This window comes from Acidianus manzaensis (genome assembly GCF_002116695.1).
GTDB classification, from domain to species: Archaea; Thermoproteota; Thermoprotei_A; order Sulfolobales; family Sulfolobaceae; genus Acidianus; species Acidianus manzaensis.
In genome coordinates, this window is sequence record NZ_CP020477.1 from 1,655,973 (window position 1) to 1,669,954 (window position 13,982).

22 protein-coding genes and 1 tRNA gene are annotated in these 13,982 nt (G+C 30.9%); 15 read left to right on the plus strand and 8 right to left on the minus strand.

What is annotated here, in order from left to right; all coding sequences use genetic code 11:
- Positions 1 to 53: 53 nt before the first annotated feature.
- From argC to B6F84_RS08305, 12 genes are all read left to right on the plus strand, one after another.
- Entirely contained in the window at positions 54 to 1,103 is a 1,050-nt protein-coding gene (gene argC / locus B6F84_RS08250) for an N-acetyl-gamma-glutamyl-phosphate reductase (RefSeq protein ID WP_148691795.1), read from the plus strand.
- Positions 1,103 to 1,897 (plus strand): [LysW]-aminoadipate/[LysW]-glutamate kinase, encoded by a 795-nt coding sequence (locus tag B6F84_RS08255; RefSeq protein ID WP_148691796.1) that lies wholly within the window; start codon positions 1,103 to 1,105, stop codon positions 1,895 to 1,897. Before argC ends, B6F84_RS08255 begins: the two co-directional genes overlap by 1 nt.
- Complete coding sequence (lysM, locus tag B6F84_RS08260; RefSeq protein ID WP_148691797.1) at positions 1,890 to 2,315, plus strand: HTH-type transcriptional regulator LysM; 426 nt, start codon at positions 1,890 to 1,892, stop codon at positions 2,313 to 2,315. Before B6F84_RS08255 ends, lysM begins: the two co-directional genes overlap by 8 nt.
- Positions 2,316 to 2,381: 66 nt before the next feature.
- Positions 2,382 to 2,552 carry an alpha-aminoadipate/glutamate carrier protein LysW gene (gene lysW/argW / locus B6F84_RS08265; RefSeq protein ID WP_148691798.1) on the plus strand — a complete coding sequence of 57 codons (171 nt, stop codon included), beginning with the start codon at positions 2,382 to 2,384 and terminating at the stop codon, positions 2,550 to 2,552.
- Entirely contained in the window at positions 2,549 to 3,400 is an 852-nt protein-coding gene (gene lysX / locus B6F84_RS08270) for a lysine biosynthesis protein LysX (RefSeq protein WP_148691799.1), read from the plus strand. The genes lysW/argW and lysX overlap by 4 nt, the downstream gene beginning before the upstream one ends.
- Positions 3,397 to 4,560, plus strand: coding sequence for a [LysW]-aminoadipate semialdehyde/glutamate semialdehyde transaminase (lysJ, locus tag B6F84_RS08275; RefSeq protein ID WP_148691800.1), 1,164 nt, complete (start codon positions 3,397 to 3,399; stop codon positions 4,558 to 4,560). The genes lysX and lysJ overlap by 4 nt, the downstream gene beginning before the upstream one ends.
- Positions 4,508 to 5,551, plus strand: a complete 1,044-nt coding sequence (locus B6F84_RS08280; RefSeq protein ID WP_148691801.1) for an N-acetyl-lysine deacetylase — start codon at positions 4,508 to 4,510, stop codon at positions 5,549 to 5,551. The genes lysJ and B6F84_RS08280 overlap by 53 nt, the downstream gene beginning before the upstream one ends.
- Complete coding sequence (gene uppS, locus B6F84_RS08285; RefSeq protein ID WP_148691802.1) at positions 5,533 to 6,306, plus strand: polyprenyl diphosphate synthase; 774 nt, start codon at positions 5,533 to 5,535, stop codon at positions 6,304 to 6,306. Before B6F84_RS08280 ends, uppS begins: the two co-directional genes overlap by 19 nt.
- Positions 6,307 to 6,347: 41 nt before the next feature.
- A complete protein-coding gene (locus tag B6F84_RS08290; protein ID WP_148691803.1) occupies positions 6,348 to 6,734 on the plus strand; it encodes a 30S ribosomal protein S8e in 387 nt (128 codons plus the stop codon).
- Complete coding sequence (locus B6F84_RS08295; RefSeq protein WP_148691804.1) at positions 6,731 to 7,003, plus strand: signal recognition particle subunit SRP19/SEC65 family protein; 273 nt, start codon at positions 6,731 to 6,733, stop codon at positions 7,001 to 7,003. Before B6F84_RS08290 ends, B6F84_RS08295 begins: the two co-directional genes overlap by 4 nt.
- 34 nt (positions 7,004 to 7,037) lie before the next feature.
- A tRNA-Lys gene (locus B6F84_RS08300) sits at positions 7,038 to 7,128 on the plus strand.
- Between the two features lie 135 nt (positions 7,129 to 7,263).
- Positions 7,264 to 8,106 (plus strand): CBS domain-containing protein, encoded by an 843-nt coding sequence (locus tag B6F84_RS08305; RefSeq protein ID WP_148691805.1) that lies wholly within the window; start codon positions 7,264 to 7,266, stop codon positions 8,104 to 8,106.
- Here B6F84_RS08305 and B6F84_RS08310 read toward each other — a convergent pair.
- The 5 genes from B6F84_RS08310 to B6F84_RS08330 all read right to left on the minus strand — a co-directional run bounded on the left by B6F84_RS08310 (position 8,089) and on the right by B6F84_RS08330 (position 10,728).
- Positions 8,089 to 8,778: a DUF3834 domain-containing protein gene (locus B6F84_RS08310; RefSeq protein WP_148691806.1), complete on the minus strand. Its 690-nt coding sequence runs from the start codon at positions 8,776 to 8,778 to the stop codon at positions 8,089 to 8,091. The two genes, B6F84_RS08305 and B6F84_RS08310, sit on opposite strands and share 18 nt — an antisense overlap.
- A gap of 59 nt (positions 8,779 to 8,837) precedes the next feature.
- On the minus strand, positions 8,838 to 9,077 hold the full coding sequence (locus B6F84_RS08315) for a hypothetical protein (protein WP_148691807.1): 240 nt from the start codon (positions 9,075 to 9,077) through the stop codon (positions 8,838 to 8,840).
- 3 nt (positions 9,078 to 9,080) lie between these two features.
- Positions 9,081 to 9,278, minus strand: a complete 198-nt coding sequence (locus B6F84_RS08320) for a hypothetical protein (RefSeq protein WP_148691808.1) — start codon at positions 9,276 to 9,278, stop codon at positions 9,081 to 9,083.
- A 72-nt stretch (positions 9,279 to 9,350) separates the two neighbouring features.
- Complete coding sequence (locus B6F84_RS08325) at positions 9,351 to 10,319, minus strand: alpha/beta hydrolase-fold protein (protein WP_148691809.1); 969 nt, start codon at positions 10,317 to 10,319, stop codon at positions 9,351 to 9,353.
- 82 nt (positions 10,320 to 10,401) lie between these two features.
- Positions 10,402 to 10,728, minus strand: coding sequence for a hypothetical protein (locus B6F84_RS08330; protein ID WP_148691810.1), 327 nt, complete (start codon positions 10,726 to 10,728; stop codon positions 10,402 to 10,404).
- A gap of 49 nt (positions 10,729 to 10,777) precedes the next feature.
- On the opposite strand from B6F84_RS08330, the gene B6F84_RS14180 reads away from it, so the two are divergent.
- From B6F84_RS14180 to B6F84_RS08340, 3 genes are read left to right on the plus strand one after another with little or no spacing between them, the layout of a single operon-like run.
- The gene (locus B6F84_RS14180; RefSeq protein WP_257788600.1) at positions 10,778 to 10,912 is read left to right on the plus strand and encodes a hypothetical protein; all 135 of its coding nucleotides are present in this window, start codon (positions 10,778 to 10,780) and stop codon (positions 10,910 to 10,912) included.
- Positions 10,913 to 10,940: 28 nt separating this feature from the next.
- Positions 10,941 to 11,627, plus strand: coding sequence for a triose-phosphate isomerase (gene tpiA / locus B6F84_RS08335; protein WP_148691811.1), 687 nt, complete (start codon positions 10,941 to 10,943; stop codon positions 11,625 to 11,627).
- Positions 11,620 to 12,069 carry an alanyl-tRNA editing protein gene (locus B6F84_RS08340; protein WP_148691812.1) on the plus strand — a complete coding sequence of 150 codons (450 nt, stop codon included), beginning with the start codon at positions 11,620 to 11,622 and terminating at the stop codon, positions 12,067 to 12,069. Before tpiA ends, B6F84_RS08340 begins: the two co-directional genes overlap by 8 nt.
- Here B6F84_RS08340 and B6F84_RS08345 read toward each other — a convergent pair.
- From B6F84_RS08345 to purE, 3 genes are read right to left on the minus strand one after another with little or no spacing between them, the layout of a single operon-like run.
- The gene (locus tag B6F84_RS08345) at positions 12,052 to 12,393 is read right to left on the minus strand and encodes a winged helix-turn-helix domain-containing protein (RefSeq protein WP_148691813.1); all 342 of its coding nucleotides are present in this window, start codon (positions 12,391 to 12,393) and stop codon (positions 12,052 to 12,054) included. The two genes, B6F84_RS08340 and B6F84_RS08345, sit on opposite strands and share 18 nt — an antisense overlap.
- Entirely contained in the window at positions 12,390 to 13,484 is a 1,095-nt protein-coding gene (locus B6F84_RS08350; protein WP_148692877.1) for a 5-(carboxyamino)imidazole ribonucleotide synthase, read from the minus strand. The genes B6F84_RS08345 and B6F84_RS08350 overlap by 4 nt, the downstream gene beginning before the upstream one ends.
- Positions 13,462 to 13,932, minus strand: coding sequence for a 5-(carboxyamino)imidazole ribonucleotide mutase (purE, locus tag B6F84_RS08355; protein WP_148691814.1), 471 nt, complete (start codon positions 13,930 to 13,932; stop codon positions 13,462 to 13,464). The genes B6F84_RS08350 and purE overlap by 23 nt, the downstream gene beginning before the upstream one ends.
- Positions 13,933 to 13,982 lie beyond the last annotated feature (50 nt).

Genomic DNA, 13,982 nt, shown 5'->3' on the forward strand with positions numbered 1-13,982 from the left:
ATAGATTAACATATCATAAGTATTTATAAACAGAGTCTCTTCTCTCTTCTATAATGGTTAAAATAGCAGTAATAGGCGGTTCGGGTTATACAGGAGGAGAATTACTAAGATTACTAGTAATGCATCCAAAGGCAGAATTAACCATGATAACATCTAGGGAATATGCAGGGAAACCAATATCACTTGTTCATCCAAACCTTAAAGGTATATTAAATACTAACTTTACACAGTTCTCATTAGATAAAATAGGCGATAAAGCAGAAACAGTATTTTTAGCATTGCCACATACGGTATCATTAAATTATGTTCCAAAATTGCTTGAAATAGGATTACAGGTAATAGATTTAAGTGCAGATTTTAGGTTAAAAGATCCTTCAGTATATAAAAAATGGTATGGCATTGAACATCCATATCCAGATTTACTAGAAAAATCAGTATATGGATTACCAGAATTGCATTATGATGATCTTAAAGGTGCAAAATTGGTTGCATCGCCAGGTTGTAATGCAACTGCCACTATATTAGCCTTAGCTCCAGCAATAGCAGGAAAGTTTACAGACGATTTAAGATTTGTAAGTGACGTTAAAGTCTCAAGTAGTGAAGGAGGAATGAAACCTACTGAAGGAAGTCATCATCCAGAAAGGCAAAACGCAATAAGACCTTATGAAGCCGAAGGACATAGACATGCTGCAGAGGCAGAACAAGAATTAAGTAGAATAGCTAATTCATCAGTGAAAGTAAGTATTGTACCTCATGCTATAAGCAGTGTAAGAGGGGCACTTGCTTCAGCGCATATGTGGACAAATACTGATTATAGTGATATGGATATATGGAAAAAAATTGCAGAATATTATCGTGGTAAAAAGTTTGTCAGAATTATAAGGGGCAACATACATCCATATCCTGATCCAAAGTATGTTATAGGAAGCAATTTTGCAGACATAGGTTTTGCGCAAGAGAAAAGAATAATGAGATTAACTATGTTTTCAGCGATAGATAATCTAGTAAAAGGAGCAGCAGGACAAGCGATACAGAACTTTAATATATCTAAGGGATTTCCAGAAGATGAAGGTTTGAAAATTGCACCATTGAGGCCGGCATAATGATTGTAGTAAAAGCTGGTGGAAGAGTAATAAAGAATGCACTACAGAATGTTATATCTAGCATTTTACAATATCAAGGTAAATTATTTTTTGTTCATGGAGGTGGGGATATAGTTAGTGATTATTCTAAGAAAATGGGTATAGAGCCAGTTTTTGTTACGTCTCCAGAAGGGATAAAAAGTAGGTATACTAGCAAAGAAGAGTTAGATGTATATGTTATGGTCATGAATTTTATTAGCAAAACTATTGTGAATAGCCTAGTTAAAAATGGGAAATATGCCTTAAGTATATCTGGAGTCGATTATGCTTCAGTGAAAGCAGAAAGAAAAAAGAGAATAATGATTATAGATGAAAGAGGGAAGAAAAGAATAATAGATGGTGGATATACTGGAAGAATAACTCAAGTTAATTCTGAATTTTTAATAAAGATGTTAGATTTTATCGATTATATAGTTATTTCTCCTATTGCGGTAGATATTAATGAAGGAACAATGCTAAATGTTGATGGAGATCAGATGGCATTTAATATAGCTAAGGCTACTAAGGCAGATGCATTAATACTACTAACTGATGTAAAAGGTGTAATATATAACGATTCAGTTGTTTCTAAATTAACTTCAGAGGAAGCTAAAGAATTATCAAAAAAAGTAGGAGCTGGAATGAATAGAAAACTATTAATGGCAGCAAGTGCTATAGAATCTGGAGTCAGAAAAGTAGTAATAGCCTCTGGACTTGATTCTGACTCTATTAATAATGCATTAAAAGGTTATGGAACGGTGATATCTAATGAGTAGTAAAATAGACTCAAATGATTTAAAAATTTTAGAAACATTAAAAAGAAATGCTAGGACTCCATATACGTTAATAGCAAAAGATTTGAAAATCAGCGAGGCCGCTGTAAGGAAAAGAATAGAAAAACTAATCAGATTAGGCGTAATTAAAAGATTTACAATAGATTATGAGTTAGAAAATGAAATAAAAGCTATAGTTATGATTAAATCTACTCCACAGATTTCAACACCAGAAATTTCTAAGAAAATAGTTAAGATTCAAGGAATAGAAACTGTTTTTGAAACTACTGGAGATTACGATATTATAGCAGTAGTTAGAGGAATTAATATCTCAGAAATTAATAAAACAATTGATGAAATCAGAAGTGTTCAGGGCGTAGTAGGTACAACAAGTACTATAATTCTTAGAACATGGTATTAACTTCGAACCATTGATTATCATATAAGCTTTTGAACACTGAACTTGTATATTTTATCTCGACCATAAATGGTAACCTTAAAATGTCCTGTATGTGGAGGCCAAGTTACAGTAGAAGACGATGCATTACCAGGAGAAATAATAGAGCATGACTGTGGAGCACAATTAGAAGTATATAATGATAATGGAAGACTAGCGGTAAGACTAGCAGAACAAGTTGGTGAGGACTGGGGAGAGTGATCCTAGGAGTAACATATGACCTCCTCAGATGGGAAGAAAAAAACTTAATTCAAGAAGCAAATAAATTAGGACATAAAGTAGTACCAATATATACTAAAGATTTTTATTATATATCATCTGAAGATTTTCAAATTCAAGGATTAGATGTAGTATTACAACGTAATACATCTCATCAAAGAGCATTATCAACTTCAGCAATATTTGAAGGATTAGGGTATAAAGTAGTGAATGACTCTAGAACATTAGTAAATTGCGAAAATAAATTAATAACGACAATGTTGCTATCAAGTCATGATATACCAATACCTAAGACTGGGTTTGCTTTTTCAAAAGAAAAAAGCATAGAATTAGCAAACAAATTAGGATATCCATCTGTAATAAAACCGATAGAAGGAAGCTGGGGCAGAATGGTAGCAAAAGTTACTGATGAAGATACTTTAAGAAGTTTTATGGAATATCAAGATTTTACAACACTGTCAGCAAAATATATTTATTATATTCAAGAATTTGTTAAAAAACCGGATAGAGATATTAGAATATTCGTAATAGGAGATGAAGCTCCAGTAGGAATATATAGAGTAAACAGTAAAAACTGGAGAACAAATACAGCACTAGGAGCAATAGCTGAACCATTAAAAATTGATGAAGAATTACAAGATTTGGCATTAAAAGTTAAAGATATAATAGGGGGATTTTTCTTAGGTATCGACGTTTTTGAAGATCCTGAAAGAGGATATTTAGTAGATGAAGTAAATGGAGTACCAGAATATAAAAACACTGTAAGAGTAAACCAATTTAATGTTTCATCTTATCTTATTAAGAAGATTGAAGAGTGGATTAGAAAATGAAACTAATAGAATTCTATAAAGGAAGAGGAATAAACATAGTAAAAGGAGAAAACCAATACGTATGGGACGATAAAGGAAGAAAATACTTAGACTTACACGCAGGTCATGGAGTTGCATTCTTAGGGCATAGAAACAAAATAGTAATGGAATATTTGCAAAAACAAATGTCAGAAATAATTACGCTCACTACTGCCTTTGATACTCCAATAAGACAAGAAATGCTAAAAGAATTAGATACAGTAAAACCAGAAGGATTAGATAATGTATTTCTACTAAATTCAGGTAGTGAAGCAGTAGAATTGACATTAAAAATAGCAAGAAAAATAACAGGAAAAAAGAAAATTATAGCATTTAAAAATTCCTTTCATGGAAGGACATCAGGATCATTATCAGTAACCTGGAATAAAAGATATAGAGAACCATTCGAGCCATTATTAGGTCCAATAGAATTTCTAGATTTTAACAACATAGAAGAATTAAATAAAATAGATGAAGATACCGCAGCAGTAATTGTCGAGCCTATACAAGGCGAAGGAGGTGTCATTCCAGCTCATCAAGATTTTATGAAAGCCCTAAGAGAAGTTACGCAAGAAAAAAACATACTATTAATAGTTGATGAAGTACAAACAGGATTTGGAAGAACAGGAAAAATTTGGGCTCATCAACATTTTGGAATAAAAGCAGATCTTATGACTGCAGGAAAAGCTATAGGCGGAGGATTTCCAGTAAGTGCTACCTTTATGCCAGATTGGATTGCAGAAAAACTAGAAGAAGGAGACCATGGAACTACATATGGAGGAAATCCATTTGCAGCTGCTGCAGTAACTGGAGCTATAAAAGCATTAAAAGCAGATAACGTAACAGAACAAGCTAGAATAAAAGGTGAGATATTTATGAAAATGCTTAATGAAGCATTATCAGATTTCAAAATAGTCAGAGAAGTAAGAGGTATGGGGCTAATGATCGGAGTAGACTTAAGATTAAATCCAGGATTAGCTATAAAAACATTACAAGATGAAGGTATATTATCGTTAAAAGCAGGAGTATCTACAATTAGATTTTTGTCACCATACATGATCACACAACAAGACATGGAGGAAACAGTAAATGCTACCAGAAAAGGAATATCTCTTACAGAAAGCAAAAAACTATCTTCTTGATTTAGCATCAATTTATACTCCTTCGGGAGAAGAAGGAAAGGCTTTAAGTTTTTTCGAAAAAGCATCTAAAGAATTAAATCTAGAATTGGAAGTCACAAAATCAAATTCATTTTTACTTGGAGATAAAAACGCTAAAATACTTTTAGCATCGCATATAGATACAGTACAACCTTTTGTTCCTCCAAAGGAAGAAAAGGATTCGATTTATGGCAGAGGCGTAGTTGATGCTAAGGGTCCACTTATTGCAATGCTATTAGCTACGTGGATTACTAAAGAAGATTGCAAAGTAATGTTTGCTGCATTGTCTGATGAAGAAAATAAAAGTGCCGGAGCAAGAGAATTAGTTAATTCTGGTAAAAAATTTGACAGTATAATTATAGGAGAGCCTACAAGTACTAAGAATATAGTTGTTGAATATAGAGGTGTAATTCATTTAGATATAGAATGTGAGTATCAACCTCAACATTCATCTTCAGCTCAAAACAATCCCATTATTGATATTTCTAAAAAAATTCTTCAGCTATCAGTATTACCAACATCTTATGACAAACCTTCTATTGTGCCTACAATTATAAAAGCTGGCCAAGTCATTAATGTTACGCCATCTAACGTATATCTACATTTCGATATAAGATATCCATATAATTATGATATAAATTCTATATTATCAAATATAAATAATGAATTTAACGAATGCAAAATAAAAGTAGTAGAAAGTGTTCCTCCAGTTAAAGTTTCTGCTAATGATCCTACAGTAAAATCATTATATAGAGCCTTATTACTTCAAGGAATAAAACCATCTTTAGTGAGAAAAGCAGGTACTAGTGACATGAATATATTAAAAGATATAACAAAAAGCATTGCAACTTATGGACCGGGAGATTCTAGATTAGAACACACTTTGAACGAAAAAATAACTCTGGAAGAAATATTTATAGGAATCAGTACTTATACAAAAGCTATAGAAGAAATATGCTCAAGACAGTACTAAAACCAGTATATCAAATTTACGAAAGATGGCTTTGGTATCAAATAAAGAATGGCCCAATTCCAAAGCATGTAGGCATAATACCAGATGGAAACAGAAGATGGGCTAGACACAGGAATTCCAGTGTTCATGAGGCATATCTTCAAGGATATAAAAAACTTAAAGAAGTACTAATTTGGTTAGCTGAGTTAGGAGTAAAAGACGTAACTGTTTTCGCATTATCTACAGAAAATTGTGATAAAAGATCTTCAGTGGAGTTAAATACTATTTTCAAATATATAAAGAAAGGAATAGACGAATTAATAACTGATGAATACATATATAAATACAAAGTAAAAGTTAGAACTATAGGAAAAATAGAAAAATTACCTGATGATCTAAAATTATCAATAGATAGAGTGATAGAAAAATCATCAGCATTTAAGGATAGAAGTTTAACTTTAGCTATATGCTATGGAGGAAGACAAGAAATACTTGATGCAGTAGAAAAACTACTTTTAGAATATAAAAAGGGAGAACTAAAAAATATAATGTTAGATGAGGATAGCTTTAAAAAATATTTTTATGATGAAGAAGTAAGTGATATAGATTTAGTAATAAGAACATCAGGTGAGATGAGAATAAGTAATTTTCTACTTTGGCATTTAGCATATTCAGAGCTATTCTTCTGTGAAGCATATTGGCCTGAATTTAGGAAAATAGATCTTTGGAGAGCAATAAGGTCCTATCAAAGAAGAAAAAGAAACTTTGGAGCTTAATTTTTTATTTAACTCTCTTGAATAATGTAGAGTGAGGATAAATGGGAGTTTACCAAGGCAACGATTTTAAGAAGATAAGTGGAGGATTAAAAGGTTCATACAAGGATAAAAGAAAGTTTGAAATGGGAGAAGCTCCGTCAGAAACAAAATTACATTCAGAAGATATTAAAGAGAAAGTAAGAACACTAGGTGGAAATATAAAAATAAAATTAAAATATGCAGCGTATGCTAACTTGTTAAATCCATCAGATAATACATATAAGAAAGTAAAGATTCTCGAAGTATTAGAAGTTCCAGCTAATAGAGAATATGCAAGAAGAGGTATAATAGTAAAAGGGGCAAAAATAAGGACAGAAGCGGGAGAAGCAATAGTCACATCTAGACCTGGACAAGATGGAATTATAAATGCAATACTGATACAGAAATGAGCTTAAGAGATTATGAAAAACAAAAAGTAGCGATATGGTTAGCATATTTTACTGCAGATAGTAGAAGAAAAGGTAGAAAAACTAAAAAGTTGAAAATAACTCTTGAAGATTTAATAAATTCTGCTAATTCTCTAAATCTAGAACCAGAAGTTTTAGATAAAATTCATCCAGGAAGTAGAATAAAAGGAGTAGTAATGGTTAATAAAGTTCAAGGCAAGTATAAAATTATAAAGATGATATATTCATCATTAACTCAAAAGAAGCAATAGTTTTATATATATTGCGTAGTTATCTAGTTTATATGGGCCCGTAGCTTAGCCAGGAAGAGCGACGGGCTCTTAACCGCTAGGGAGGTACCCGTAGGTCCCGGGTTCGAATCCCGGCGGGCCCGCCACACCTAAGCAATTATTTCAAATCATATCGTAAAATATATTTTTAGAGTATCATTTACTTTATTTACATTTATAATTTTATATCCTCTTAAAAGAATAATCTAAGTTTTTAATACCTCTTTCAAGAATACTTTATTATGATAGTAAAAACTTTAGAGATAACTAAACCACCTATAATATCTATAGAAGATAATTTGTTAACAGCTTTTAAGAAAATTAATGAAAGAGGAATAGGAAGAGTAATTATCGCCAACAATAAAATTGAAGGAATATTATCGACTAGAGATCTTCTTTATGTATTCTTAGGATTTTGTCCTAATGGTTGTACTCAAGGTGATTTGTTTAAACTAGGTAATTCTTTAGCTTCAAATTATATGACCCCTAATCCTGTCGTAGTTTATGAAAAAGATGATATTTTAGAGGCAATTACTCTTATGGTCACACGTAACTTCGGTGCATTACCAGTAGTAGATGAGATAGGTAAACCTACTGGAATAGTTACTGAAAGAGAGATGCTACTTCAATTTCAGGACTTAGAACCTCTTTTTCCAGTCGGTATGTTTATGACTAAGAGAGTAACGACAATCACTTCTGATATTTCATTAGAGCAAGCTACGAGACAAATGTTACGTAGAGGTTTTAGGAGGCTACCAGTAATTGATGAAGACGGAAAAGTAATTGGTATTATAACTGCAGCAGATTCAATTAAAAATGCTGCTAAATGTGTTGAAAAAATGGATCCTGATTATTTCTTTAGCAAAAAAGTAAAAGATGCAATGAAAAATCTAGTAGTTACTATAGAAGAAGATAGAGCTATAAATGAAGCTGCTGCTATGTTAATAGATAAGAATATAGGCTCATTACTTATTCTTGATGATTCTGGAAAGCCGAAAGGGATAATAACAGAGAGGGATTTGCTTTTGGCATTACATTATCAATTGCATTTACCTTATGTATATGGGTTAAAATCTCAGACTTGAAATTTCTGGAATTATCTCAGAATATATTTTTACTGACTTACTTATCTCATCTTTTGATGTAGTTAATTGGTGATTATAGTGAGATATTATCTTTTCCATTATGTCTAAAGGATAATAGTTAGAAGATGAGGAAATTACTATGGATGAATCTTCAGGTCTTTCTTTGATTAATTCTATTCCTCTTGAATATTCATTTAGAAAATTCGTATTGTTTTCTAATTCTGAGTAAATTATACAAGAAGGAGATTTTATTCCAATTTTTTCAAATTCTTCCTCTAAACTATCTCCTAATTTAGTTTCTATACCAACTATTGCAAGATTGCCTTTTTCTGCCATTTCTATTGCAGTTTTTGCATCAGTGTTTATTACTTCTTTTTTAGTATATTTTGCATATAATCTAGCATTAATATCTGCTAATGTTCCTTTTCTTATAGTGTATATTTTATTAGAATTTTTATTTCCTATAATGCTATACATTTTGATATATACTGCCCCTATTATTCTATATCTTTCATTTTTTATTCTAACTATATTACTTATTGCGTCTAAAACTATATTTCCTATTTTGTTTGACGTACATGAATTTTCTAAGTCAAAATCTGCTTCTTCTAATTTCTTTTTTACTAGTACAGGAAAAGCTATAGGTCCAGCAAAAGGTGCAGTAACCAACATATACTAAAAATAGTTTAAATATATTAAAAACATACTTATTTAAAACTCTGCAGTTGTTTTTACATAAATTTGCATGATTTACATTGTGGAAATAATCTTAAAACTAGTTCTTCTAGGCATTCGTTTTCCTTTTTATTGCATTCAAATATTTTTAAATTATTTTCTATAGCATAGTTGAGTAAATCTGGTGATAGCTTATCAACAATTAAAATATCTGGTTTTAAATTTTGAAATTTGCTTATACTTCCATTTTCTGAGAGCAAGAATGTGTCTCCGTTTTCAAATTTAGCTATAACCATAGGTTATAGTATAATAAATGAGATAATAAATGACGCTAAAGCTACAAATATTAGGATAGTAGATAAAGTTATTGTATTTTGCTTATCTAAATTTGGTAAATTAAATTTTACTAGTATAATGTATCCTACTCCGAATACTGCAGTAACAGTTCCTATAATTGTTAATATTACTTTCATCAAAATTACTATATCTATTACCATAATATATAATTAAGATTATGAAGATAATAAAATAAGTTGAATACTACTATAGTAAAACGACGTAATAATTATCTACTGTATTATTTCGTATAGCGACTTTTCTACGAACGATAAGGATATATCTAATCTATACGAGGTATTTAAGTGTCCATCATTATATTCTTCATAATTGTGTTCTATTCCTAGTTTTTTCATTTTACTATGTAATATTCTCATACCATATTGTATGTTAAATTCATCTTTAATTCCTACATCCATAAAAATTTTAGTTCTACTTAGATTTTCATGATATTTTTCTATCATTCTAACCGGATCTTTTTCGAGCCATTTTTTCCAGATGCTATCAATTATTTCTCCTGTATCTAAATCAAAAGGTAAAAGTATCTTTCCATCATCAGATGGAGAATAGAAAGCTGACATTCCTATTATGTTTAGTGTATTTAGATCTTCTTTTCTTTTCTTATTATCTTTCTTCCAATATTCATTTAACCAGTCTTCTGGGGAAGAGTATTTTCTTAAATTATTTATTACTCTAGGAAATTCAGGTAGATATACATATTCAAAATAAGAATCTGCTGAGTGAACAGCTATGCTATCTACTTTATGTTTCATCGCTAGTACTATAGATCCATATCCACCAGATGATTTGCCGATCAAACCTAATGCTTGCGATTTATATTTGTCTTTAAAAAATGGAATTAATTCGTTAAAAAGAAAATTTTCGTAATTTCCTACTGCCTTAGAATTAATATATTGATTTCCTCCTACCTTTGTAAACATATCTGGCAAAACTACTATTGAACCTTTTATTTTAGATTCAGCCATGAGTCTAGATATTCTACTGAATAAATCTTGGGATAGAGGATCGTAGTTTAGCATAGATAAAGATGAAGAAAGATATCCGCTAAGATAAAATATAATAGGTTTACCTATTGGATCTTCTGGTTCTATTATACCTATTTTTCTTATAAATGGATCATTTAATGGATTATCTTTTAATTCTGAACTCTCGAAATTCACGAATTTTAAACTTAATTCCATAGAAGAAAGTAGAGATCTAAAATAATTTATAATATTTCTACATAAGTTACGGGAAGTACTTAGCATGAATATAGTACAAAAGTTATTTCTTAAATTTAAAGAAATACAGATTATTTGCTTTGTCTTTTGTTATACTAATGTTTTCGGGCAAAAGGTAGATTTTCCCATCAATCGCAGATATTTCTTCTGCTACTCCTAGATCGTATGAATATGCTGTTAATGCACATATTATGGCATCTACTTCATCTTTTATATTAGAGAAGTTTTTCCAATTTATTTTAAGTTTTTTTAACGATGATGTAGGATGAGTTTCTATTACTTGTTTAAATTCAGTTTTTATTCTTATTGCTCTTTCTACAAGGCTTCTCATGAAAGAAGGTGGAAGTACTCTATAACCTTTTCTAATCATTGCTTTATCAACTTCCCTAAACCCCTGCGAAAAAGATAGTGGTGAATTTATGGCTACTATTTTACTTTCTTTGCAATATTCTATTATTTCATTATCGCTAAAAAGAAACAAATATTCTATTTTTCCTTCAAAAAGTTTTGCTACAGCAGTTTTTCTCTTTACTGCTAAATCTATTCCGCAATAAATAAAACCAACTCACCTATTCTATTCTTATGAAAAAGCCAATATTAATAATAAATTTCAAAGCATATGACAACGCCTTTGGAAAAAAAGGGATCGATATTGCTAAAAAAATAGAAAAAATTTCAATAGAATATTCTACGGAAGTAACTCTATCAGTACCTGCAACTATGATATCTACTCTATCCCAAGAAGTATCACTACCAATATATGCACAACATATAGATGACGTAGATCTTGGTGCTCATACTGGAGCAATAACAGCAGAGATGATAAAAGAGGCTGGAGCAAAGGGAAGTCTATTAAACCATAGTGAAAAAAGAATTAGACTAGACCAAATTCATAATGCACTAACTAAAATGAAAAAATTAGGATTAGAATCTGTAGTTTGTATAGATAGATATGAACTAGTTAATCCAATTGGTTTACTTCAACCTGATTCCATTCTAATAGAACCTCCAGAATTAATAGGATCAGGAATTTCAGTTTCTAAAGCTAAACCAGAAGTCATAACGAAAGCTGTTGATGAAATAAAGAAGACTCCAAGCGTATATCTTATAGCAGGAGCAGGAATAAGCAATGGAGATGACGTCTATACTGCTATAAAGTTGGGTTCAGCAGGTATAGGAGTAGCAAGTGCAGTCATGAAAGCAAAAGAACCAGAAAAAGTTGTAGAAGAATTTATAAAAGGTGCACTAAGGGCAATAGAAAATGGATAGTATTGAGATAAGAACACATAGTGCATTACATGTTTTAAAAGGCGCATCGAAAAAAATCCTAAATGCTAAATGGACCGCTAGTACATATGTTAATGGCCCTCATGGTAGGTTAACATTAAAATTTGATAGAAAGCCTAATGAAGAAGAAATTTCACAGATCTTTAAGGAAGCTAACAAAAAAATTTTAGAGGGGGCTTCGTTTATAGTAGAAAAATTGCAAAGAGAAGAAGCAGAAAAGAAGTACGGAGATGAAATTTATGATTTGTTCCCTATACCTCCAGATATAAAAGAATTATATATCGTCATAATTCCTGGCTGGAATATAAATGCTTGCAATAAACAACATGTTTCTGACACCAGAGAAATAGGAGAAATAAAATTAGATCACTGGAGATATAGAAATGCTAAGCAATTACTTGAGATTTCATTTAACGTTATTTAACTCGTCAAGTTTTTTAGAATATTTATCTAATATCTCTTGAATTTCCTTTTCTGCATTTTCATATATTTCTACAAGTTGTTGAATTTTATCAGATACTATAGTACCACCAGTATTTTTACCTCCCTTTTTAGGTTCTAATCCTCCTATAGTACCTTCTATCTTCCTAGAATATTCCCAAGCGAACTTGTATGACATGTTTAAATTGTCTGCAGCCTTAGCTATGGAGCCTGTTTTAAGAATTTCTTTGATTAGTTCTACTCCTCCTTTTCCAACTATGGCATTTCCATTTTCATCTTCTATCCAGATTTTAAATTTAAATTTCATAAGCTATATCCTTGTGGATATATTAATTTTATAACATTATCAATTTTTTGCTTAACGTCTTCAAGATCATTACCTATAATATTTACATGTCCCATTTTTCTTCTCTTTCTAACTTCATTTTTACCGTACCAGTATACTTTACCGTAATTAAGAAGCTCTTTTGGTAAGTTATCTGTGCCCAAAATATTAACCATACCAAAGAATTTTGATACACTAATAGATCCTAAAGGAAGTCCAGATATTGCTCTTATGTGCTCTTCAAACTGTGATATCGATGCTGCATCAAGAGTATAATGTCCAGTATTATGAACCCTAGGTGCAATCTCATTAATTAATACTTGATTTTTTCTCACAAAGAATTCAATTCCAATTGTTCCAACATAATCTAATCTTCTAGTTAAATTATCTGCAATTTCTATCATTTTATCATTATAATATGGTCCATAGTTATAAACTAATATTCCTTTTTCATTATAATTATAGGAAGGAGTATAATATTTGAACTCATTTTTGCTCCTCACAGCTATTATTGATGCTTCAAAATCGTAATTTACGAATTCTTCAACAACGAATTTACACTTCATATCTTTAATAAACTGATATTTATCTACATCATTATGAATAAAATATTGTCCCTTTCCATCATATCCTCCCTTAGATGTTTTGATTACTCCCTCATTATTGAACTCTTCCTTTAGTATTTTTAATGCTTCATCTCCATCTTCTGCAACGTAAAATCTAGGTACTGGAAAACTGTTGTCTCTAAGAAATTCTTTCTCCTTATATCTTTCTCTCTTTAATTCTACATTGTTTATTCTTGGCAATAGTTTCTCTTTTTCTTCTGCATATTCTAATGCATTTTCATTTACATGCTCAAATTCATATGTTATTATATCACTCGAATCTATCATTTGCTTGTATTCTTCCTCTGAGAAGCATTTGTCAGCTATTTTACATGCTGGATCTTTTTCTTTATCTCCTAGAACGTAAAATTCAAAAGGGTACTTTTTTCCTTCTAATATCATCATCCAGCCTAGCTGTCCGCCTCCTAGGATTCCAATCTTTAATTTAGATAGAGGTTGAGAGTACATCATTTTTCATACTCTCCATGAATTTCTCAAGTTTTTCTTCCAAGTCTTTATGTTTTATTGATAATATTCTTATTGCTAGTAAAGCAGCATTTTTTGCTCCACCTATGGCAACTGTAGCTACTGGTATACCGTATGGCATTTGAACTATTGAGAGCAAGGAATCTAGTCCATTTAAATTCTTAGATGGTATTGGTACTCCTATAACTGGTAATGTAGTTAAAGAAGCTGTCATTCCTGGTAAATGCGCTGCTCCTCCAGCTCCTGCAATAATAACTTCTATACCTCTAGATTTTGCAGTTTTGGCATATTCTACCATAAATTCTGGAGTTCTATGAGCTGATACTACTTTGGCTTCATAACTTACTCCAAAATCTTTTAAAATATCTATACAATCTTTCATATATTCTAGGTCACTCTTACTTCCCATAATGACTCCTACAAGTGGCATAATTATATGAAGATGTTTTTTTAAATAAGGTTATGTTTTAAAGAAAATGA